The 20327-nt window shown below is 70.2% G+C and carries 20 protein-coding genes and 5 tRNA genes; 17 read left to right on the top strand and 8 right to left on the bottom strand.

The window, feature by feature from the left end:
* Window positions 1-318: 318 nt before the first annotated feature.
* The 4 genes from ACSHXN_RS13415 to ACSHXN_RS13400 form a co-directional block, all read right to left on the bottom strand.
* On the bottom strand, window positions 319-894 hold the full coding sequence (locus tag ACSHXN_RS13415) for a GTP-binding protein (RefSeq protein ID WP_028802395.1): 576 nt from the start codon (window positions 892-894) through the stop codon (window positions 319-321).
* Window positions 875-1273 carry a DUF742 domain-containing protein gene (locus ACSHXN_RS13410; protein ID WP_059131717.1) on the bottom strand — a complete coding sequence of 133 codons (399 nt, stop codon included), beginning with the start codon at window positions 1271-1273 and terminating at the stop codon, window positions 875-877. Before ACSHXN_RS13410 ends, ACSHXN_RS13415 begins: the two co-directional genes overlap by 20 nt.
* A gap of 111 nt (window positions 1274-1384) precedes the next feature.
* Window positions 1385-1798, bottom strand: a complete 414-nt coding sequence (locus tag ACSHXN_RS13405; RefSeq protein WP_059131718.1) for a roadblock/LC7 domain-containing protein — start codon at window positions 1796-1798, stop codon at window positions 1385-1387.
* 9 nt (window positions 1799-1807) lie between these two features.
* Complete coding sequence (locus ACSHXN_RS13400; RefSeq protein WP_355131800.1) at window positions 1808-5740, bottom strand: sensor histidine kinase; 3933 nt, start codon at window positions 5738-5740, stop codon at window positions 1808-1810.
* 600 nt (window positions 5741-6340) lie between these two features.
* Between ACSHXN_RS13400 and ACSHXN_RS13395 the strand changes: the two genes are divergently transcribed.
* From ACSHXN_RS13395 to ACSHXN_RS13355, 9 genes are all read left to right on the top strand, one after another.
* Window positions 6341-6529, top strand: coding sequence for a hypothetical protein (locus ACSHXN_RS13395; protein WP_355131801.1), 189 nt, complete (start codon window positions 6341-6343; stop codon window positions 6527-6529).
* A 198-nt stretch (window positions 6530-6727) separates the two neighbouring features.
* The gene (locus ACSHXN_RS13390) at window positions 6728-7504 is read left to right on the top strand and encodes a fumarylacetoacetate hydrolase family protein (protein ID WP_355131802.1); all 777 of its coding nucleotides are present in this window, start codon (window positions 6728-6730) and stop codon (window positions 7502-7504) included.
* A complete protein-coding gene (gene gltX, locus ACSHXN_RS13385) occupies window positions 7497-8972 on the top strand; it encodes a glutamate--tRNA ligase (RefSeq protein ID WP_355131803.1) in 1476 nt (491 codons plus the stop codon). Before ACSHXN_RS13390 ends, gltX begins: the two co-directional genes overlap by 8 nt.
* A gap of 125 nt (window positions 8973-9097) precedes the next feature.
* A complete protein-coding gene (locus ACSHXN_RS13380; protein ID WP_355131804.1) occupies window positions 9098-9853 on the top strand; it encodes an HAD family hydrolase in 756 nt (251 codons plus the stop codon).
* Window positions 9854-9943: 90 nt separating this feature from the next.
* Window positions 9944-10015, top strand: a tRNA-Gln gene (locus ACSHXN_RS13375).
* Window positions 10016-10054: 39 nt separating this feature from the next.
* Window positions 10055-10127, top strand: a tRNA-Glu gene (locus ACSHXN_RS13370).
* Window positions 10128-10188: 61 nt separating this feature from the next.
* Window positions 10189-10261: transfer RNA gene (locus ACSHXN_RS13365), tRNA-Glu, on the top strand.
* 20 nt (window positions 10262-10281) lie between these two features.
* Window positions 10282-10353: transfer RNA gene (locus tag ACSHXN_RS13360), tRNA-Gln, on the top strand.
* 28 nt (window positions 10354-10381) lie between these two features.
* A tRNA-Glu gene (locus ACSHXN_RS13355) sits at window positions 10382-10454 on the top strand.
* Between the two features lie 80 nt (window positions 10455-10534).
* Here the strand turns inward: ACSHXN_RS13355 and ACSHXN_RS13350 are convergent.
* On the bottom strand, window positions 10535-11179 hold the full coding sequence (locus ACSHXN_RS13350) for a MerR family transcriptional regulator (RefSeq protein WP_355131805.1): 645 nt from the start codon (window positions 11177-11179) through the stop codon (window positions 10535-10537).
* Window positions 11180-11268: 89 nt separating this feature from the next.
* Here ACSHXN_RS13350 and ACSHXN_RS13345 point away from each other — a divergent pair, with 89 nt between their 5' ends.
* Window positions 11269-11802 (top strand): DUF4188 domain-containing protein, encoded by a 534-nt coding sequence (locus ACSHXN_RS13345; protein ID WP_356294837.1) that lies wholly within the window; start codon window positions 11269-11271, stop codon window positions 11800-11802.
* Between the two features lie 78 nt (window positions 11803-11880).
* Here ACSHXN_RS13345 and ndgR read toward each other — a convergent pair whose 3' ends face one another.
* Entirely contained in the window at window positions 11881-12597 is a 717-nt protein-coding gene (gene ndgR, locus ACSHXN_RS13340; protein WP_067130667.1) for an IclR family transcriptional regulator NdgR, read from the bottom strand.
* A 190-nt stretch (window positions 12598-12787) separates the two neighbouring features.
* On the opposite strand from ndgR, the gene leuC reads away from it, so the two are divergent.
* From leuC to ACSHXN_RS13320, 4 genes are all read left to right on the top strand, one after another.
* Entirely contained in the window at window positions 12788-14218 is a 1431-nt protein-coding gene (leuC, locus tag ACSHXN_RS13335; RefSeq protein ID WP_059131726.1) for a 3-isopropylmalate dehydratase large subunit, read from the top strand.
* A gap of 6 nt (window positions 14219-14224) precedes the next feature.
* Window positions 14225-14818 carry a 3-isopropylmalate dehydratase small subunit gene (gene leuD / locus ACSHXN_RS13330; RefSeq protein ID WP_355131807.1) on the top strand — a complete coding sequence of 198 codons (594 nt, stop codon included), beginning with the start codon at window positions 14225-14227 and terminating at the stop codon, window positions 14816-14818.
* Window positions 14819-15082: 264 nt separating this feature from the next.
* Window positions 15083-15313: a hypothetical protein gene (locus ACSHXN_RS13325; RefSeq protein ID WP_059131728.1), complete on the top strand. Its 231-nt coding sequence runs from the start codon at window positions 15083-15085 to the stop codon at window positions 15311-15313.
* Between the two features lie 126 nt (window positions 15314-15439).
* Window positions 15440-16069: an HU family DNA-binding protein gene (locus ACSHXN_RS13320; RefSeq protein WP_356111035.1), complete on the top strand. Its 630-nt coding sequence runs from the start codon at window positions 15440-15442 to the stop codon at window positions 16067-16069.
* Window positions 16070-16140: 71 nt separating this feature from the next.
* Here ACSHXN_RS13320 and ACSHXN_RS13315 read toward each other — a convergent pair whose 3' ends face one another.
* Window positions 16141-16344 carry a hypothetical protein gene (locus ACSHXN_RS13315; protein ID WP_355131809.1) on the bottom strand — a complete coding sequence of 68 codons (204 nt, stop codon included), beginning with the start codon at window positions 16342-16344 and terminating at the stop codon, window positions 16141-16143.
* An 89-nt stretch (window positions 16345-16433) separates the two neighbouring features.
* Complete coding sequence (cofC, locus tag ACSHXN_RS13310) at window positions 16434-17081, bottom strand: 2-phospho-L-lactate guanylyltransferase (protein ID WP_356294841.1); 648 nt, start codon at window positions 17079-17081, stop codon at window positions 16434-16436.
* A 233-nt stretch (window positions 17082-17314) separates the two neighbouring features.
* Here cofC and ACSHXN_RS13305 point away from each other — a divergent pair, with 233 nt between their 5' ends.
* The 3 genes from ACSHXN_RS13305 to ACSHXN_RS13295 are packed head-to-tail and all read left to right on the top strand — an operon-like array spanning window position 17315 to window position 20312.
* Window positions 17315-18088, top strand: a complete 774-nt coding sequence (locus tag ACSHXN_RS13305) for a lysophospholipid acyltransferase family protein (RefSeq protein ID WP_355131811.1) — start codon at window positions 17315-17317, stop codon at window positions 18086-18088.
* Window positions 18085-19095, top strand: a complete 1011-nt coding sequence (locus ACSHXN_RS13300; protein ID WP_355131812.1) for an NAD(P)H-dependent glycerol-3-phosphate dehydrogenase — start codon at window positions 18085-18087, stop codon at window positions 19093-19095. The genes ACSHXN_RS13305 and ACSHXN_RS13300 overlap by 4 nt, the downstream gene beginning before the upstream one ends.
* Before the next feature lie 59 nt (window positions 19096-19154).
* Window positions 19155-20312 (top strand): D-alanine--D-alanine ligase family protein, encoded by a 1158-nt coding sequence (locus ACSHXN_RS13295; protein ID WP_356111031.1) that lies wholly within the window; start codon window positions 19155-19157, stop codon window positions 20310-20312.
* Window positions 20313-20327: the final 15 nt, after the last annotated feature.

The raw sequence follows: 20327 nt of genomic DNA, 5'->3' as shown, positions 1-20327 counted from the left end.
CAAGACCCCTGTCACGGACCTGTACGTCCTTGACTACCGGGCAGTTCAGGCATTCCAGCACGTCAGTCTGCGCGATTCCAAACACTCGGAAGTGGACGTTCCACAGACTGAGGGCCCCAGATAAAACGGTCATAAAGAGCGAGCCCCGCCAAAAGGCGGGGCTTTTGTGAGCGCAGCGGCACCGACTGAACGCGACGCGTGGTGGTACCACCCGATATCTCTGTCGAAACGTTATGAACAGCGGGGCCGGCCGTGTCAAACGCCACAGCCGGCTCCCGCACATCTACGACAACTGCCGTATGGTGCCGACGACTTGCCCTACCGCAGACGCGCCATGAGGGCATGTTCGACCAGCGTGATCAGGGCACTCTTGGCGTCCGCGCGGTGACGGGCGTCGGTCGTGATGATCGGGGCGTCCGGGCCGATCTGCAGTGCCTCGCGGACCTCTTCGGGGTTGTACGGCTGGTGCCCGTCGAAGCCGTTGAGGGCGATGACGAAGGGCAGGCCGGAGTTCTCGAAGTAGTCGACCGCGGGGAAGCAGTCGGCGAGGCGGCGGGTGTCGACCAGGACGACGGCGCCGATGGCGCCGCGGACGAGGTCGTCCCACATGAACCAGAAGCGGTCCTGGCCGGGGGTGCCGAACAGGTACAGGATCAGGTCCTGGTCCAGGGTGATGCGGCCGAAGTCCATGGCCACCGTGGTGGTGGTCTTGTCCCCGGTGTGGGTGAGGTCGTCGATGCCCGCCGAGGCGGACGTCATGACGGCCTCGGTGCGCAGCGGGTTGATCTCCGAGACGGCGCCGACGAACGTGGTCTTGCCGACGCCGAAGCCCCCCGCCACCACGATCTTCGCGGAGGTGGTCGCCCGACCTCCGTCAGAGCTTGCGAAGTCCACTGAGCACCCTTTCGAGCAGTGTCACGTCCGGCGCGCCGCCGTTGTTCTCGTCGCCGCCCGGCTGGTGGATGGCGACGAGTCCGGCCTCTGCGAGGTCCGCGACGAGAATCCGCGCCACACCGAGCGGCATGGACAGGAGTGCCGACACCTCTGCCACCGACTTCACCTCGCGGCACAGGTGGCAGATCCGCTGATGCTCCGGCAGCAGTCCCATCAGTTGTGCCGGGTCGGCCGTGGTGCTGATCAGCGCCTCTATCGCGAGCTGATAGCGCGGCCGGGTCCGGCCGCCCGTCATCGCATACGGACGGACCAGCGGCTGGTCGCCCTCGTCCCCGTACGGCTCGGCGTACGGATCGTGAGAGGCGGTGGGCGGGGTCATGAATCCTCCGGGCGGGACAGCAAGTCGGTCAGTCGTGCCGTCTGACGGGGCCGGTGGGGGGATTGTGGCGGCCGGACGGTGATTTGGTGAGACAGGTGGTGCCGGGGCCGATCAGTGGAGCAGACTGCCCTGGAGTTCGGCGCGCAGGTCGGGCGTGAGTACCGCCCCTGCACGGTCGACCAGAAGGGCCATTTCGTAGCCGACAAGGCCGATGTCGCACTCGGGGTGGGAGAGGACGGCGAGCGAGGAGCCGTCGGAGATGGACATGAGGAAGAGGAATCCCCGTTCCATCTCGACGACCGTCTGCGCCACCCTGCCGCCTTCGAAGATCCGGGAGGCACCCGCGGTCAGCGAGGTGAGCCCGGAGGCGACGGCTGCGAGTTGATCCGCGCGGTCGCGCGGGAAACCTTCCGACAGCGCCAGAAGAAGTCCGTCGGCGGACACGACGACGGTGTGGGACACCCCGGGGGTGTTGTCCACGAAGTTGGTGATCAACCAGTTCAGGTTCTGTGCCGCCTGGCTCATCGGGCTCAACTAACGCTCCTGCTGGTGAGTGGGGCTGGGGTAGCTGCCGGTCGGGCCGGTACCGGCCTGGCGACCCTGGGCGATGCCCCGTCGGAGATTGGTCAGCCGGCCGCGTACGTCATCGGGCGCACGCGAGACCTGCGGACCGGTGTGGTGCTGTTGCTGCTGAGCCGTGCCCGGCACGAGGTTCGCGCGCGGGACCCGGCGCGGCAGGCCGGAGGTGGTGACACCGCCCGCGGCAGGCTGCCGCACGCGTTCGGCCTGACGGACGATCTCGTCGTTCGGCGAGGTGCGCCAGGCAGCGTTGGCGGCCGGACGCTCCGGACGCTGGGGTGCCGGGGTGGTGGGGGGCTGCTGCGGGGCCGGCGGGACGGCGCCGTTGCCCTGCGGCTGCCGGTCGCCCCGGAACCAGTTGGTCTCGAGCGTGTCGAACAGCGGCGTGCGTCCGTCGCCGGGTCCCGCCGGCGGCAGTGCCTCGGGCTCCTGCCGCCGCGGCTGCTGCTGCGGAGCCGACGGCCGGGAGGCACCGTAGCCCTCGCCACCCATCTGCGGCCGCTCGAACTGGCCGGTGGACGACGGGTCCTGGCGGTTTCCGTAGCCCGGGGCCGCGAACTGTCCCGTGTTCGAGGCGTCGTAACCCTGCGGAGCGAACTGACCGGTGGAGGCAGGGTCCTGCGGACGGCCCGGCGTCGGGAACCGCCCGGTGTCCTGACCGCGGCCGGGGGCCTGGTACTGACCCGTCGGAGCGTTCTGTGCGGGGTACTGGCCCGTTGCACCGCCCTGTGCGGGGTACTGGCCGGTCGGAGCGTTCTGCGCGGGGTACTGGCCGGTCGGAGCGTTCTGTGCGGGGTACTGGCCCGTCGCACCGTTCTGTGCGGGGTACTGGCCGGTCGGAGCGTTCTGCGCCGGGTACTGGCCGGTCGGAGCGTTCTGTGCGGGGTACTGGCCCGTCGCACCGCCCTGTGCCGGGTACTGGCCCGCCGCACCGTTCTGCACGGGGTGCTGGCCCGTCGTACTGCCCTGGTTGCCGAAGACGTCCGAGCGGACGAACGGGCCGCTGTTGTCCGCCGTACCGGGGCGCGGGCCGTTGAAGTCGGGCCGCGGGAACTCGGAGGTGGAAGCAGGACCCTGGCGGTCGTCGATGCGCGGCATCGGCGAGGTCGTGGACAGGGCGTCCGGCTCCTCGTGGCCACGCGGAGCGTCGAGCGAGGCACGCGGAACCGGCGGCTGCGCGTTCTCGTCGCTCCAGCTCGGCGTGCGCTGCGCGTTGCCACCGGGCAGCTCGGCCCGCGCACCGCCGCGGCCGGACAGCTGCGGACGGCGGCGTCCGCCGCGCTCCTTGGGCTGCTTCTGCTGGGGCTGCTGCGGTGCGGCCGTCGGCGTGGCGTCGCCGAAGGCGGCCGCCGGGTTCATGCCGGAACCGTCGTCACCGAAGCCGCCCTGGCGGGAGCCCGTGTCCTGGAAGCCCTGGGCGCCCTGCTGGCCACCCTGTCCGAAGGCACCCGCACCGGTACCCGCGGGGGCCGGCCGGCCCTGCTGCGGAGAGCCGGGACCCTGCGGACCACCGGGCCGTCCACCGGGGGCGCTGCCGGGCAGCGCGGGACGCGGGCCCTGACCGGCGCCCACCTGACCGCGCTGAGGTGCGGCGCCGATTCCCTGGCCACCGGTCTGGCCGGTGCCGAAGGACGAACCGCTCTGCTGGGCCTGACGACGGGCCGCGGCCACACCGGCGGCGGCCTGCGCGGCGGCGGGGCCACCGGTCTGCGGGGCGCCCTGGCCCGGCTTGCCGGAGGCCGGCTTCTTGCCGCCCTGGGCCACGTCGACCGGGAGCATGACCAGCGCGGTCGTACCACCGGAGTCGGACGGGCGCAGCTGGATACGGATGCCGTGCCGCTGCGACAGACGACCGACCACGAAGAGGCCCATGCGGCGGGAGACGGAGACGTCCACCGTGGGCGGCGCGGCCAGCCGCTCGTTGATCTGGGCGAGGTCCTCGGGGGACAGACCGATGCCGGTGTCGTGGATCTCGATGAGCACACGGCCGTCGGGCAGCGCGTGACCGGTGACCTTGACCTTGGTCTGCGGCGAGGAGAACGAGGTCGCGTTCTCGAGCAGCTCGGCGAGCAGGTGCACGAGGTCGTTGACCACGCGGCCGGCGACCTCGGTGGTCGGCACGGCGGCCAGCTCGATGCGCTCGTACTGCTCCACCTCGGACGCGGCGGCGCGGAGCACGTCGACCAGCGGGACCGGGCGGGTCCAGCGGCGGCCGGGCTCTTCACCCGCGAGGACGAGGAGGTTCTCACCGTTACGGCGCATACGCGTCGCGAGGTGGTCGAGCTTGAACAGCGAGGACAGCTGGTCCGGGTCGGCCTCGCGGGACTCCAGCTCCGAGATCAGCGACAGCTGGCGCTGGATCAGGCCCTGGGACCGGCGCGAGAGGTTGGTGAACATCGCGTTGACGTTGCCCCGCAGCAGGGCCTGCTCGGCGGCGAGGCGGACCGCCTCGCGGTGCACGTCGTCGAAGGCCGCGGCCACCTGGCCGATCTCGTCCCGGGAGTGCACACCGACCGACTCGACGGAGGTGTCGACGTCCTGCGGGTCGGACTCGGACAGCTGCTTGACCAGCTCGGGCAGGCGGTCCTGGGCGACCTTGGTGGCGGTCTCCTGCAGACGGCGCAGCGAGCGGATCATGGACCGGGCCACGACGAAGGCGCCGACGAGGGACACACCCAGGACGAGCAGGATCAGCGCACCGGAGATGATCGCCTCGCGCTCGGAGGCGTTCTTCAGCTCGCGGGCCTTCTGCTCCATCTGCTCGAGGAGCGTGCCCTCGATGCTCTTCATCTGCTGGATCTTGGCCGAGTCGTTGTCGATCCAGTCCTGGTAACCCTGCTTGTCCTGCGTCTGCAGGCCGTTCGCGCTCTTCAGGACGCGGCTCGCGTACTGGTCGGCGTTCTCGATCGTCGGGCTGCCCTGGTCGATGGGCTTCGTCAGATCCTCGGCGCCGTCGCCGTAGATGCTGCGGAAGACGTCCAGCTCGGAGTCCTGGCTGTCCAGGGCCGAGAGCGCGTACTGGCGGTCGTTCTCGGAGAGGTGGCCGGACCTGTCATTGGTCGTCGGGAGGGCCGCCGCGATGACCGCGCGCTGTACGGACGCGTACTCCTTGGCGGTCGAGAAGGCCGCCAGGGCGCGGGTGCGCTGGATCATCTCCGGGTTGCTGGTGGCCTGGGCCATGTCCTGGGACAGGCTGAGCAGCTGGCTGATCAGCCGGTGGTAGGCCTCGACCGTCTGGGCGGAGTTCTCCGACTCCTTGTAGGCGCCGGCGCGGATCGCGCTGAGGTTGTTGAGCTCGCTCGCGATACCGACGACGCTCTCGCGCACACCGGAGAGCCGGCCGTCCTCGGAGGCGTCACCGATCTCCTGGGTGCCCTCGAGGAACGCGGTGCGGGCCTTGTTCGTCTTGTCGCGGACGCCCTTGACCGTGAAGTCGTCGGTGGCCGAGGCGCCGTGGGCCAGTGGGCCGGCGGACCGGTCGCGCTCGTCCTGGAGCGCCTCGGCCAGCTGTGTCGCCGACTTGGTCATGTCCGTCAGCAGCTTCATGTTCTCGAGCTGCCGGATCTGGTCCACGTTGTCGCCGATGCGCAGGGCACCGAGCGATGTGGCGGCGACCACGGGGAGCGCGAGCAGCGACACCAGGCGCGTGGAGATGCGCCAGTTGCGCAGAGCTATGCGCGCACCGGGGTCGATCGGAGGAGTCGTCTTGGGTGGGGCAGGCGGTATGGGAGCCGCGGTCGCGCCCGTGCGCCCAGGACGCTCGGGACCACCGCCGGACGGTGCCTGTCCCGGGTTCTGGGCGTGCTGGGGCGAGGAACCACGGTCGGTCCCGCCGTGCAACTCCGGCTCCGCCGAAGCGCTGCCATCCCTCTTGAAACGTCCCTGCACTAGCGTCGCAACCTCTGGACCAGGCGCCCCTCCGCGTGAGCGGCGGGACGGTGTCGGCGTGTAGAGGGGCGTCCTGAATACGCCCCCCTGGTGGTCGTGAGTGACCGGCGCAGGCTCCCCCTTCCCGCCGCTGCTCGGCGCTGCGTTGCGCCCCTGCGCGCCGGTGCGATCCCGCGGCGGTCCGTGGAATTCCAGCACAGTGCAGGATCTCCAACAAGGCCAACGGGCGAGCCCGTGACCATCGTGACGCGGTGTGAGTGCCGTGTCACGAGGCGTAGAAAGTTATCTTGTACATAACGGACTTAGGCGCACGATCCATTGGGTCGTGAGCGGTGTCCCAGTCGCCATGATCAGGGGCGGAATGCAAGCTTCAATGGAAGAATGTCCGTTTGATCGGGGCTCAACGGCAGCCTGAATTGCCCTTTTTGATCGCCGGTCAGTGAGCAAACTCACACGGGGATCATGCCCCCTTCATGGCTTCCGACGGGAATTGCATGTTTAGCCTGGCGCTTTACAGGGACGGCGAATCCGACAACCCGCGCCCCGGCGACGGCCCTTGAGTCCCGCCCGGCGCCCGCAACGACAAGGTCAACGACAACAGTGAAGACCACGATGATGTTCCGCACGATAGCCAACCCGCGGCGCACGACGCTGGCGCACCTCGCCGACGCCGAAGAGCTGCAGGCGCCGGCGACGCCGGAACGTTCGGTCGACCTTCCCAGCCAGACCGCCAATCCCCGGCGCACCGTGCTCAACGAGATCCCGGTGCAGGCCTTCGCCGCGGAGTGATCCGCGGGCCCCGTGCCGGCCGGCGTCCTGCGACGGTGGGACCCGGCGATCGCGGGGCGAGGTGATCAGGCGCGCCCCGGGCGCGCGGCTGCGTCCGGTCCCGGCGGCGCCCGCCGTAATGCGCGAGGCACCGGCCCCCCGCCGCGTTAGCCTGGAGCGTCATACTCCAGCCAGCTCAGTGAGGGGCGCAGGGATCTCGTGCGCATCGCCAGATTCTCCATCGACGGGAATGTCGCCTTCGGCGCGGTCGAGGGCGACAAGCCGGACGAGCTCGTTCTCGACATCATCAAGGGCATCCCGTTCGCGGACTTCGAGCTCTCCGGTACGAAGGTGCCGCTGAGCAAGGTCAGGCTGTTGCCCCCGGTGCTCCCGAACAAGGTCGTCGCCTTCGGCCGCAACTACGCGGAGCACGCCAGGGAGCTGGGCAACGAGGTGCCGGAGGCCCCGTTCGCCTTCTTCAAGCCGTCCACCTCGGTGATCGGTCCCGGCGACGAGATCGCCTATCCCTCCTTCACCCAGGAGCTGCACTACGAGGCGGAGCTGGCCGTGGTGATCGGCCGCCTGTGCCGCGAGGTCCCGCGTGAGCGCGTCAAGGACGTGATCCTCGGCTACACCTGCGCCAACGACGTGACCGCGCGCGACGTCCAGCGGCGCGAGAAGCAGTGGGCCCGGGCCAAGGGCTTCGACACCGCCTGTCCGCTCGGCCCCTGGGTGGAGACCGATCTCGACCCGAGCGACCTCACCATCCAGCTCACGGTCAACGGACAGCAGCGCCAGCTCGGCCGGACGAGCGAGATGATTCACCCGATCGAGGATCTGATCGTGAACATCTCCGAGGCCATGACGCTGCTCCCCGGCGACGTGATCCTCACGGGCACCCCCGCGGGGGTCGGCCCCCTCAACGTCGGCGACGAGGTCGCCGTCTCCATCGAAGGCATCGGCACTCTCACCAACAAGGTGATCAAGCGTGGCTAACGGCTCCGTCCGCGTACGTTTCTGTCCGTCCCCGACCGGCAACCCCCATGTGGGTCTGGTCCGCACCGCCCTGTTCAACTGGGCGTACGCCCGTCACACCGGCGGCACGTTCGTCTTCCGCATCGAGGACACGGACGTGGCCCGCGACTCGGAGGAGTCCTACGTCCAGCTTCTGGACTCGTTGCGCTGGCTGGGCTTCGACTGGGACGAGGGTCCGGAGATCGGGGGCCCGCACGCGCCGTACCGGCAGTCGCAGCGGATGGACATCTACAAGGACGTCGCGCGCAAGCTCCTGGACGGCGGGTACGCCTACCACTGCTACTGCACGACGGAGGAGCTGGACACCCGCCGTGACGCGGCCCGTGCCGCCGGCCGGCCGTCGGGCTACGACGGGCACTGCCGCGAGCTGAGCGCCGAGCAGGTGGCCGCGTACGAGGCCGAGGGGCGCACGCCGATCGTGCGCTTCCGGATGCCCGACGAGACGATCACCTTCACGGACCTGGTCCGCGGCGAGCTGACCTTCACCCCGGAGAACGTGCCGGACTACGGGATCGTGCGGGCGAACGGCGCGCCCCTCTACACGCTCGTCAACCCGGTCGACGACGCGCTGATGGAGATCACCCACGTCCTGCGCGGAGAGGACCTGCTCTCCTCCACCCCCCGCCAGATCGCGCTCTACAAGGCGCTGATCGAACTCGGCGTCGCGAAGGGCGTGCCCGCGTTCGGGCACCTGCCGTACGTGATGGGCGAGGGCAACAAGAAGCTGTCCAAGCGCGACCCCGAGTCGTCGCTGAACCTCTACCGCGAGCGCGGCTTCCTGCCCGAGGGCCTGCTCAACTACCTGTCCCTGCTGGGCTGGTCGCTCGCGGCGGACCGCGACATCTTCGCCGTCGACGAGATGGTCGCCGCCTTCGACGTGGCCGATGTGAACCCCAACCCGGCGCGGTTCGACCTGAAGAAGGCCGAGTCGATCAACGCGGACCACATCCGCCTGCTCGAGGTGAAGGACTTCGCGGAGCGCTGCCGGCCCTGGCTGAAGGCCCCGTTCGCGCCGTGGGGCCCGGAGGACTTCGACGAGGCGAAGTGGCAGGCGGTGGCGCCGCACGCGCAGACCCGCCTCAAGGTCCTGTCGGAGATCACCGAGAACGTCGACTTCCTGTTCCTGCCGGAGCCGGTGGTCGACGAGGCCTCCTGGACCAAGGCCATGAAGGAGGGCAGCGACGCCCTTCTCCGTACGGCCCGGGAGAACCTGGAGGGCGCCGACTGGACCTCCGCGGAGGCGCTGAAGGAGGCGGTCCTGGCCGCCGGCGAGGCCCACGGCCTCAAGCTCGGCAAGGCGCAGGCCCCGGTCCGTGTCGCCGTCACCGGGCGCACGGTCGGTCTGCCGCTCTTCGAGTCCCTGGAGGTCCTGGGCAAGGAGAAGACGCTGCGGCGGATCGACGCGGCGCTCGCGAAGCTCTCGGCCTGACCCGTTCGCGGACGAGGGGCGGCACCCCGCCGGGGTGCCGCCCCTCGCGTGTTCCCCGGCGCCGTGTACGGCCGACCGGGGTGAACGGACGGACACGGTCACCCGTCCGGAGCTACCGTCGGACCATGAGCATCAGCGCCGTGGTCTGGGACGTCGACGACACCCTTTTCGACTACACCACCGCGGATCGGGCCGGCATGCGCGGGCACCTGGCCGCGGAGGGGCTGCTCGGCGGCTGGGACTCCGTCGAGCAGGCCCTCCTGCGGTGGCGGGCGGTCACCGACGATCAGTGGGCGCGGTTCGCGGCGGGGGAGGCGTCCTTCGAGGGGCAGCGCAGGGACCGGGTACGGGTCTTCCTGGGCGAGGAGCTGACGGACGAGGCGGCGGACGCCTGGTTCCGCCGCTACCTGGACCACTACGAGGCGGCCTGGGCCCTCTTCCCGGACGTGCTGCCCGTCCTGGACGCGCTCGCCGCGAGCCACCGGCACGCGGTGCTGTCCAACTCCAGCGCGCACGTCCAGGAGTACAAACTGCGCACCCTCGGTGTGCGCGAGCGCTTCGAGACGGTTCTGTGCGCCGCGGAGCTGGGCGTCTCCAAACCGGACGCCCGGGCCTTCCGCGCGGCCTGCGACGCTCTGGGGCTCGCTCCGCACCACGTCGCGTACGTCGGCGACCATCCCGAGATCGACGGGCGCGGGGCCGCCGAGGCCGGATTGCTGTCCGTGTGGATCGACCGCGCGGGCGTGAGCGCCGTCACGGACGGGCGTACCCGGTCCGGCGCCGGAGGGTCCGCCGGCCTGCACCGGATCGCCTCCCTCGCCGAACTCCCCTCGGTCCTCGGCACGGATACCCGTTTTGGAGCGCCGTCCACCTTCGGGTAATGTTCTTCCTGCGCCGCCGGGGAGCGGGCCGAGAGGCCGGAACCGGAGGCGCAAGCTAGAACAAGATCCCCACAGGGGCTTGCGTTCCAGTGGCCTATGGTGTAATTGGCAGCACGACTGATTCTGGTTCAGTTAGTCTTGGTTCGAGTCCAGGTAGGCCAGCTCGCAGAGCTCATCTGCACCTGCGGATCAGATCCGCGAGCCCCCGTTGTGTAGCGGCCTAGCACGCCGCCCTCTCAAGGCGGTAGCGCCGGTTCGAATCCGGTCGGGGGTACAGATCCTTCCCGCGACGACAGTCGGGTCGCTCCCACTGTTGTTGATGCAGGATCGCTAGGGCCCCCGTTGTGTAGCGGCCTAGCACGCCGCCCTCTCAAGGCGGTAGCGCCGGTTCGAATCCGGTCGGGGGTACGAACTGGTCTAAACCACATTGGTCTATGGTGTAATTGGCAGCACGACTGATTCTGGTTCAGTTAGTCTTGGTTCGAGTCCAGGTAGACCAGCTCGGATCTGCGGAAACGCTAGATCCTCGCCCCCGTTGTGTAGCGGCCTAGCACGCCGCCCTCTCAAGGCGGTAGCGCCGGTTCGAATCCGGTCGGGGGTACACCGATCGCAGGGCCCTCACTTCGGTGGGGGCCCTGCGGCTTTTCCGGATCGCGATGGGGCCGGCCGCTGCGGTGCGGGTCATTCCAGTCCATAGCGCCGCGCCGACTCCTCCTCCTGTGCGAGCCGGTGCAGTGCGCGCAGCACGGGCTCGAAGAGCACGGCCGCCGCGACCGCCGTCTCGACCTGCTCCCTCTCCGCGGCATGCGTCTGCAGCAGGTCGAGGTCGCGCCGGGCCACCTGGTGCATCAACTCCGCGTATGGAGCCATGAGTTGGACGTCGCACGGATACCCGAGCCGGATCAGGGCGGCCACCGCCGCCACCAGTGACCGGTGCACCGGCGACAGGGACGCGAGTTCGGCTGCGGTCTCCCAGCCCAGCATGCGCAGCAGCGCGTCCACCTCGCGCCGGGCGGCCACCACCGAGGGATCCTCCTCGTCCGGCTCCGGCCCCTGCGGCATCGCCCACAGGGCGGCGCCCAGGCGGATGGTGCGGCCGAGCGACTCGTCGTCGACGTGCCGCAGGACCTCCCGGGCGGTGGCGACCGGCATCCGGCCCACCTGGATCAGCGCCCGCACGAGCCGCAGCCGGCGCAGATGGCCCTCGTCGTACTCGGCGGTCGTCGCGTTCACCTGGCGGCCGGGCGCCAACAGCCCTTCCCGCAGGTAGTACTTGATCGTCGCGGTGGACACACCGCTTCGCTCGCTCAACTCCGCCAGCCGCATCCCTTGCGCCTTTCCTTGGGTCGCGTCACTATCCAAGCACGGGTGGCGTTGGACAGCGCCGCTGGCCAACGGCTGCCGAGGGGGACGACGTGTTCGGGAAGCCCAAGACCGTGAGCCGCACGACCGCAGCCGCCGAAGGGGATGTGGTCGTCCTGCTCATCGGCATGCGGATCAACCGCTTCTGGGCGGTGCACCACTGGCTGCCGGCGCTCCTGGCGATGCCCCGCATGCTGAGCGAACTCAAGAAGCGGCCGGGACGCGGTCTGCTCGGCCACGTCCTGCTGACGGCGTCCCCGCGGACGTACTACGTCGTGCAGTACTGGGAGTCCAAGGAGAAGCTGTACGCCTACGCGTCGGCGTCCGACATGTTCCACCACAGGGCCTGGGCGACGATCAACCGCAAGGAGAAGGCGGGGAAGCTGCGGCAGCACGTGGGGATCTGGCACGAGACCTATGTGGTGCCGGAGGGCGCCTACGAGTCGATCTACGGTGACATGCCGGCCTTCGGGCTCGCCGCCGCGCACGGTGTCCTGCCCCTCGAGAAGCGGGGGCGTCGGGCAGGCGACCGGTTCGCGTTCCGTTCGGCGAAGGCCGGGCAGGGGGCGCAGCCGCCTTCGGCATAGGGCTCCGGGGCGCCGTGTCCCGGGAGAGGGCCCGCCGCGGCGTCGAGGCCGGCCCCGTCCCGCTGACGTGCTCGCCGCTCAGCCCGAGCGGCGCAGTGCCTCGGAGAGCCGGGCGGCCGCGTCGATGACGGCCTGTGCATGCATCCGCCCCGGGTGGCGGGTCAGGCGCTCGATGGGGCCGGAGACGGAGACCGCGGCGACCACGCGGTTGGAGGGACCGCGTACGGGTGCGGAGACGGACGCGACGCCCGGCTCGCGCTCCCCGATGGACTGGGCCCAGCCGCGGCGCCGCACGCCGGACAGGGCCGTCGCCGTGAAGCGCGCGCCCTGCAGGCCGCGGTGCAGCCGCTCGGGCTCCTCCCAGGCCAGCAGGATCTGCGCCGAGGAGCCCGCCTTCATCGTGAGCGTGGAGCCGACCGGGACCGTGTCCCGAAGGCCCGAGAGGCGCTCCGCGGCGGCGACGCAGATACGCATGTCCCCCTGGCGGCGATAGAGCTGTGCGCTCTCGCCCGTGACATCGCGGAGGTGGGTCAGCACGGGGCCCGCCGTCGCCAGCAGACGGTCCTCGCCCGCCGCCGCGGCCAGCTCGGACAGCCGGGGTCCGAGAATGAAACGCCCCTGCATGTCGCGGGCCACCATACGGTGGTGTTCCAGCGCCACGGCCAGGCGGTGGGCCGTGGGTCGTGCCAGTCCGGTGGCGCCGACCAGGCCCGCGAGGGTGGCCGGACCGGACTCCAGAGCGCTCAGGACGAGGGCCGCCTTGTCCAGAACGCCGACGCCGCTACTGTTGTCCATGCAACGATACTCACGTCTCACTCTGTGAAACGCAAGTTCAATTTCCCGAGGAACCCGCCACCCTGGAAGTCACGGCGGCCCGCGTACCAACGGGCCCGGCGGCACACGCCCGGGATCCGGGGGTACGGGCGCTGCCACCTCAAGATCTCTAGTTGGGTCGGCGCACGCTTCGCCGACCGGAGGGAAAGCGATGGGTAGGACACTCGCGGAGAAGGTCTGGGACGACCACGTCGTCCGGCGCGCCGAGGGCGAGCCCGACCTCCTCTACATCGATCTGCACCTGCTGCACGAGGTGACCAGCCCGCAGGCCTTCGACGGTCTGCGCAAGAGCGGACGCCGGGTGCGCAGGCTCGACCTCACCATCGCGACCGAGGACCACAACACCCCCACCCTCGACATCGACAAGCCCATCGCGGACCCGGTCTCCCGCGCCCAGCTGGAGACGCTGCGCAAGAACTGCGCCGAGTTCGGTGTGCGCCTGCACCCGCTGGGCGACGTCGAGCAGGGCGTCGTGCACGTCGTCGGGCCGCAGCTGGGCCTGACCCAGCCCGGCACGACGGTCGTCTGCGGTGACTCGCACACCTCGACGCACGGCGCGTTCGGCGCGTTGGCGTTCGGCATCGGCACCTCCCAGGTCGAGCACGTCCTCGCGACCCAGACGCTCCCTCTGGCCCGCCCGAAGACCATGGCCATCACGGTCGACGGCGAGCTGCCCGAGGGCGTGACGGCCAAGGACCTGATCCTGGCCATCATCGCCAGGATCGGCACCGGCGGCGGCCAGGGCTACATCCTGGAATACCGCGGCCCGGCCATCGAGAAGCTCTCGATGGAGGCCCGGATGACCATCTGCAACATGTCGATCGAGGCCGGTGCCCGGGCGGGCATGATCGCCCCGGACGAGACCACCTTCGCCTACCTCAAGGGCCGTCCGCACGCCCCCGAGGGCGCGGAGTGGGACGCCGCGGTGGAGTACTGGAAGACGCTGCGGACCGACGACGACGCGGAATTCGACGCCGAGGTACGTATCGACGCCGCCGCGCTCTCGCCGTTCGTCACCTGGGGCACCAACCCGGGCCAGGGTGCGCCGCTTTCGACGTCCGTCCCCGATCCCGCTTCGTACGAGGACGCCTCGGAGCGCCTGGCCGCGGAAAAGGCCCTGGAGTACATGGGGTTGGACGCCGGGCAGCCGCTGCGTTCCATCAAGGTGGACACGGTCTTCGTAGGCTCCTGCACCAACGGGCGCATCGAGGACCTGCGTGCCGCGGCCGCGATCATCGAGAACCGCAAAGTCGCCGACGGTGTACGGATGCTGGTCGTCCCGGGCTCCGCGCGCGTGGGTCTGCAGGCCGTCTCCGAGGGTCTGGACGTGATCTTCAAGGAGGCCGGCGCGGAGTGGCGGCACGCGGGCTGTTCCATGTGTCTCGGCATGAACCCGGACCAGCTGGCCCCGGGCGAGCGCTCCGCCTCCACCTCCAACCGCAACTTCGAGGGCCGGCAGGGCAAGGGCGGGCGCACGCACCTGGTCTCGCCGCAGGTCGCCGCAGCGACGGCGGTCCTGGGGCACCTGGCGTCCCCCGCCGACCTGTCCGACGCCGACACTCGTACGCCCGCTGGAGTCTGAGAAGTCATGGAAGCATTCACCACCCACACCGGCCGGGCCGTCCCGCTGCGCCGCAGCAACGTCGACACCGACCAGATCATCCCCGCCCACTGGCTCAAGAAGGTGACCCGGGACGGGTTCGAGGACGGGCTTTTCGAGGCCTGGCGCAAGGACTCCGAGTTCGTGCTCAACCGCCCCGAGCGGCAGGGTGCCACGGTCCTGGTCGCAGGCCCGGACTTCGGTACCGGCTCCTCCCGTGAGCACGCCGTCTGGGCGCTGCAGAACTACGGCTTCAAGGCGGTCGTCTCGTCCCGGTTCGCCGATATCTTCCGCGGCAACTCCCTCAAGAACGGCCTGCTCACGGTGGTCCTGGAGCAGAAGATCGTGGACGCCCTGTGGGAGCTCACCGAGAAGGACCCGACGGCCGAGGTCACCGTGGACCTCGAGACGCGTGAGGTGCGCGCCGAGGGCATCACCGCCGCCTTCGAGCTGGACGAGAACTCGCGCTGGCGGCTGCTGAACGGCCTCGACGACATCTCCATCACCCTCCGGAACGAGCCCGACATCGCCGCGTACGAGGCGGAGCGCCCCTCGTACAAGCCGCGGACCCTCCAGGACTGACGCCGCCGCCCGCAAGGGCTGGTTTCGGCCACCGCAACACCGCCTGTACCCCCAATCGTGGACGGTTGGGGGTACAGCCGTTTCCGCTGCCGAACGCGTCCGGCGCGCCGCCTCGCGCACTGCCAACTCTGCTGGTTACAAAGGTGGTTGCCGCGATCCCGGGGTGGAGCCGCCGTGAGGTTCCGGGGCCCGCGGGAAGCCCCGGGGAGACGGCAGTTGCCCCCAGCGGGGGCGACAACTCGCCCCAGATGGCACAATCTGTGCATGGACAACGACGGCCAACTCGAGCTCTATACGGCGGTCGCGGCCCAACTCAAGGAAGCGCACGCAAGGGTGCGCACACTGCAAGTCCCGGAGGGCGTACGGATGGCGCTGACCCGGAAGCTGCTGGTCATTACGGCCGCGGCCAAGCACGATCCCGCCGAAGCGACCAGGCGTCTCGAGCGGTTCATGACCGACCTCGACGAGGACCGAATCCCCGAAGAGGAACTCTGAGGCGGCCGAATCGGTGCGGCACAAGGGTGATAAGCCCGTTTCGTGTTTGATTTGCGGTATATATCTGCCTAACGTGCGAAAAAGCTTGAACACTTTCGTTCTGGCGATGTCTCCGAAGGGGAAGACGTGAACAAGGCGCAGCTCGTAGAAGCGATTGCCGACAAGATGGGCGGCCGCCAGCAGGCCGCCGATGCTGTCGACGCGGTCCTGGACGCCATCGTCCGCGCGGTCGTCGGAGGCGACCGGGTCTCGGTCACCGGTTTCGGTTCGTTCGAGAAGGTCGAGCGTCCGGCCCGTTACGCCCGCAACCCCCAGACGGGCGAGCGGGTTCGGGTCAGGAAGACCTCTGTGCCGCGCTTCCGCGCGGGCCAGGGCTTCAAGGACCTGGTCAGCGGGACGAAGAAGCTCCCGCGCGGTGGCGAGGTCGCCGTCAAGAAGGCGCCCAAGGGCAGCCTGCAGGTCGGCGCCGCGGCCACGGTCAAGAAGGCCGCGGCGAAGAAGGTCGCGGCCAAGAAGGCGGCCCCCGCGAAGAAGGCGGCGGCCAAGAAGGCGGCCCCCGCGAAGAAGGTCACCGCGAAGAAGACCACGGCCAAGAAGACCACGGCGAAGAAGACCACCGCGGCGGCCAAGAAGGCCACCGCGAAGAAGACCACCGCCAAGAAGGCGGCGGCCAAGAAGGCCCCGGCGAAGAAGGCTCCGGCCAAGAAGTCGACGGGCCGCAAGACCACCGCCAAGAAGGCCACCGCCCGCAGCTGACCGGGACGGGCGGGCATACACGCGCCGGGCCGGGCTCCCAGGGGGAGCCCGGCCCGCGGTGTGTCCGGGGTTCAGAACGTCTGCAGGGTCACCAGCGTGATGCGCCGGGCCTCACCCTCGCCCTCCGTCTCGATCCGCACCCGCTGCCCGGGGCGCAGCAGCCTCAGTCCGCCCGCGTCGAACGCCCGGGCGTCGAAGGGGACGGGGGTGCCGTCGTCGAGCAGCACCTGACCGGTGCGCGTCTCGGGGTCGTAGGTGTACGCGGTCGCCTGCATGACGGCAGCCTATCGACCGCTGCGGCCACGCCGTCGGGCCGTGCGGGACCGGGGACGGCCCGGTAGAACCGGGGGAGCGCTCCGTCGTGTCAACCGCCGTGCCCGCCGGGGATGAGCAGCCGCGCAGCCACCGCCGCCGTGTGCGGTCCCGTACCGAGCGCCAGCGCCGCGCGCAGATCGTCGCCGGTGTCCACGTCCTGGCGCACGGAGTCCACCTCGTCGAGCGTGAGTTCCACGGCGCCCGAGGCCAGGTGACGCATTCGCGAATCCATGCCGAACGCGGGCAGCAATTCCAGGCCCGGGGCCGCGGCCAGCAGGGTCGTGCCGATTCCTGCGGCGTCGGGCAGAAAAGCGCGGGGGAATTCGGCGGCGGCGCCGAGCACCCGGGCCAATTCCGGGGCGCGCAAGGCGGGGAGATCGGCGTTCAGGGCCGCCACCGCGGCGCCCGGGCGTGAGTGCCGTACGGCCGCCGCCGCGTGCGCGAGCGCGGCGTTCAGGCCGCCCGCCGGCTCGTCCGTGACGATCCGGGCGCCGAGGGCCGCCAGCTCGCGTCCGGCGAGCGGATCGTCCGTGACGACCGCCACATCACGTACCGCGGCACAGGCGAGGGTCGCGGTCACCGTGTCCTGCGCGAAGGCCAGGGCGAGCCCCGGACGCACTCCCTCCGCCGCGGTGTCCGAGAGCCTGCTCTTGGCCCGTGCCAAGGCCTTCAGGGGTACGACGACAGTCCACTGCACGAGCGCTCCGTCCGTGTGTTGTCGCGCCCATTGTCACCTGGCCCGCCGATGGGGGGCGACGGCCGTCCGGCGCCCGGCCCGTCGGCAACGTGTGCGAAGCACCATCCAAGGGCGGTGGTCGGTGACGGGCGGGCGTACGGTGTTCTCGACAGACGGGCGGCCGGGGGTGACACTTGTGCGGCCCACAACCCGGTGTCAGGCCTTGTGCCCGCTCCTTAGAGGAAGGTGTCCGCGTGCCCCGCCGCAGAATCGGCTTCTGGTACCGCTTCGCAGCGGTCCTCTGCAAACCGCCGCTGGTGGTTCTGCTCAAGCGGGACTGGCGCGGAATGGAGAACATTCCGGCTGAAGGCGGATTTATCACCGCGGTGAACCACAATTCACACGTGGACCCCTTCGCCTACGCGCACTATCAGTACAACACCAAGCGCGTTCCCCGTTTCCTCGCGAAGAGCGGTCTTTTCAAGAAGGGTTTCGTCGGCGCCGTGATGCGTGGCACCGGCCAGATCCCCGTCTACCGGGAGAGCACGGACGCGCTCAGCGCCTTCCGCGCCGCGATCGACGCCGTGGAGAGCGGCGAGTGTGTCGCCTTTTACCCCGAGGGCACCCTCACCCGCGACCCGAACGGCTGGCCCATGACCGGCAAGACCGGTGCGGCCCGGGTCGCCCTGCAGACCAAGTGCCCGGTCGTCCCGATCGCCCAGTGGGGCGCCAACGCGCTGCTGCCGGCCTACGCCAAGAGGCCCAGCCTGTTCCCGCGCAAGACGCACCATGTGCTCGCCGGCCCGCCCGTCGACCTCACGCGCTTCTACGACAAGGAGATGTCCCCCGAGCTGCTGAAGGAGGCGACGGAGGTCATCATGGCCGCCATCACCCGCCAGCTCGAGGAGCTCCGGGGCGAGAAGGGGCCCGAGAAGCCGTACGACCCCCGTGAGGTGCGCATCGAACAGCGCCGCCGGAGCGCCGCCGCGCGGGAGAAGGCCAGGGAGAAGGAGGGGCAGGGCCAGTGAGCAAGCCGGTCAAGGCGGCCGTGTTCGGAACGGGATCATGGGGGACGGCCTTCGGCATGGTGCTCGCCGACGCCGGGTGCGAGGTCACCCTGTTGGCGCGCCGCGCCGAGCTCGTCGAGGCCGTCAACTCCACCCGTACGAACCCGGACTACCTGCCGGGCGTCGAGCTCCCCGAGAACCTGCGGGCCACCACGGACCCCGCCGAGGCGGCGCACGGCGCCGACTTCGCGATACTCGCGGTCCCGTCGCAGACCCTGCGCGGGAACCTCGCCGACTGGGCACCCCTGCTCGCGCCGCGCACGGTCCTCGTCTCGCTGATGAAGGGCGTCGAACTCGGTTCCGCCATGCGGATGAGCGAGGTCATCGAGGACGTCGCCAAGGTCGTCCCCGAACGCGTAGCGGTGGTCACCGGCCCCAACCTGGCCCGGGAGATCGCCGCCCGTATGCCGGCCGCGGCCGTGGTCGCCTGCACCGACGAGGCCGTCGCGCAGCGGCTCCAGTCCGTCTGCCACACGCCGTACTTCCGGCCGTACACCAACACCGACGTGGTGGGGTGCGAACTCGGGGGTGCGGTCAAGAACGTCATCGGGCTGGCGGTCGGCATTGCGGACGGCATGGGCCTCGGCGACAACGCCAAGGGCTCGCTCATCACCCGCGGGCTCGCGGAGACCACACGCCTCGGCCTGGTGATGGGCGCCGACCCGCTGACCTTCTCGGGACTGGCGGGCCTCGGGGACCTGGTGGCCACCTGCTCCTCACCGCTGTCGCGCAACCACACCTTCGGCACCAACCTCGGCAAGGGCATGACGCTCGAGGAGACCATCGCGGTCACCAGGCAGACCGCCGAGGGCGTCAAGTCCTGTCAGTCCGTGCTCGATCTGGCCCGTCGGCACGGCGTCGACATGCCGATCACGGAGACGGTCGTCGGCATCGTCCACGAGGGCAAGCCGCCGGTGGTCGCGCTCAAGGAGCTGATGTCGCGCAGTGCGAAGTCGGAACGACGCTGAGCGACAGCGCCGGCCGGACGCTGCCTCAGGGCATTGGCTACAGGTACTCTCATCGCGATATGAGCACCGAGAACCTCCCCCAGAGCCCTGAGCAGCCGCCTCGCAAGCCGCGTGTCGCCGTCGTCTTCGGCGGCCGCAGCTCCGAACACGGGATCTCCACGGTCACCGCCGGCGCCGTGCTGCGCGCCATCGACCGGACGAAGTACGACGTCCTGCCGATCGGCATCACCCGGGACGGCCGTTGGGCGCTCACGGCCGACGAACCCGGGCGCATGGCGATCACCGACCGCCGTACGCCCACCGTCGAGGAGCTCGCCGAGTCCCACGAGGGCGGCGTCGTACTGCCCGTCGACCCCGCGAACCGCGAAGTCGTCTACAGCGAGCCCGGTTCGGTGCCCAAGGCGCTCGGCGAGATCGACGTCGTCTTCCCCGTGCTGCACGGCCCGTACGGCGAGGACGGCACCCTCCAGGGCCTGCTGGAGCTGTCCGGTGTCCCGTACGTGGGTTCGGGTGTGCTCGCCTCGGCCGTCGGCCAGGACAAGGAGTACATGAAGCGGGTGTTCACCTCCTTCGGGCTCAAGGTCGGGCCCTATGCGGTGATCCGGCCGCGCGAGTGGGAGCAGGACGAGTCGGCCGCCCGCAAGAAGATCGTCGACTTCGCCGGGGAGCACGGCTGGCCGCTGTTCGTGAAGCCCGCGCGCGCGGGCTCGTCGATCGGCATCACCAAGGTCGACGACATCGGAGGACTGGACGAGGCGATCGCCGAGGCCCAGCGGCACGACCCCAAGATCCTCGTGGAGGCGGCCGTGCGCGGCCGCGAGATCGAGTGCGGTGTCCTCGAGTTCGAGGACGGCCCGCGCGCCTCGGTGCCGGCCGAGATCCCGCCGCCGCAGACGCACGCCTACTACGACTTCGAGGCGAAGTACATCGACTCGACGCCCGGCATCGTCCCCGCGCCGCTGACCGACGAGCAGACCGCCGAGGTGCGGCGGCTCGCGGTGGAGGCGTTCGAGGCGGCCTCCTGCGAGGGCCTGGTCCGTGCGGACTTCTTCCTCGCCGAGGACGGGGAGTTCGTGATCAACGAGATCAACACGATGCCCGGTTTCACGCCGATCTCCATGTACCCGCAGATGTGGCAGGCGAGCGGCGTCGGTTACGAGGAACTGGTGGACCGGCTGATCCAGGCGGCCCTGCGCCGTACGACGGGTCTGCGCTAGCCGGTCCGGGCAGTG

The organism is Streptomyces sp. HUAS TT11, assembly GCF_051553595.1.
Classification (GTDB): domain Bacteria; phylum Actinomycetota; class Actinomycetes; order Streptomycetales; family Streptomycetaceae; genus Streptomyces.
The sequence above is the reverse complement of the archived record's forward strand: the minus strand, read 5'-3'. Positions and strand labels throughout refer to the sequence as shown.

Bases quoted from the DNA above. Each gene is read 5' to 3' on its own strand.
- ACSHXN_RS13410 (WP_059131717.1), bottom strand. From the start codon at position 1,273: ATGACCCCGCCCACCGCCTCTCACGATCCGTACGCCGAGCCGTACGGG.
- ACSHXN_RS13405 (WP_059131718.1), bottom strand. From the start codon at position 1,798: ATGAGCCAGGCGGCACAGAACCTGAACTGGTTGATCACCAACTTCGTG.
- ACSHXN_RS13380 (WP_355131804.1), top strand. From the start codon at position 9,098: ATGAGCATCAGCGCCGTGGTCTGGGACGTCGACGACACCCTTTTCGAC.
- ACSHXN_RS13350 (WP_355131805.1), bottom strand. From the start codon at position 11,179: ATGCGGCTGGCGGAGTTGAGCGAGCGAAGCGGTGTGTCCACCGCGACG.
- ndgR (WP_067130667.1), bottom strand. From the start codon at position 12,597: ATGGACAACAGTAGCGGCGTCGGCGTTCTGGACAAGGCGGCCCTCGTC.
- leuC (WP_059131726.1), top strand. From the start codon at position 12,788: ATGGGTAGGACACTCGCGGAGAAGGTCTGGGACGACCACGTCGTCCGG.
- leuD (WP_355131807.1), top strand. From the start codon at position 14,225: ATGGAAGCATTCACCACCCACACCGGCCGGGCCGTCCCGCTGCGCCGC.
- ACSHXN_RS13325 (WP_059131728.1), top strand. From the start codon at position 15,083: ATGGACAACGACGGCCAACTCGAGCTCTATACGGCGGTCGCGGCCCAA.
- ACSHXN_RS13315 (WP_355131809.1), bottom strand. From the start codon at position 16,344: ATGCAGGCGACCGCGTACACCTACGACCCCGAGACGCGCACCGGTCAG.
- ACSHXN_RS13295 (WP_356111031.1), top strand. From the start codon at position 19,155: ATGAGCACCGAGAACCTCCCCCAGAGCCCTGAGCAGCCGCCTCGCAAG.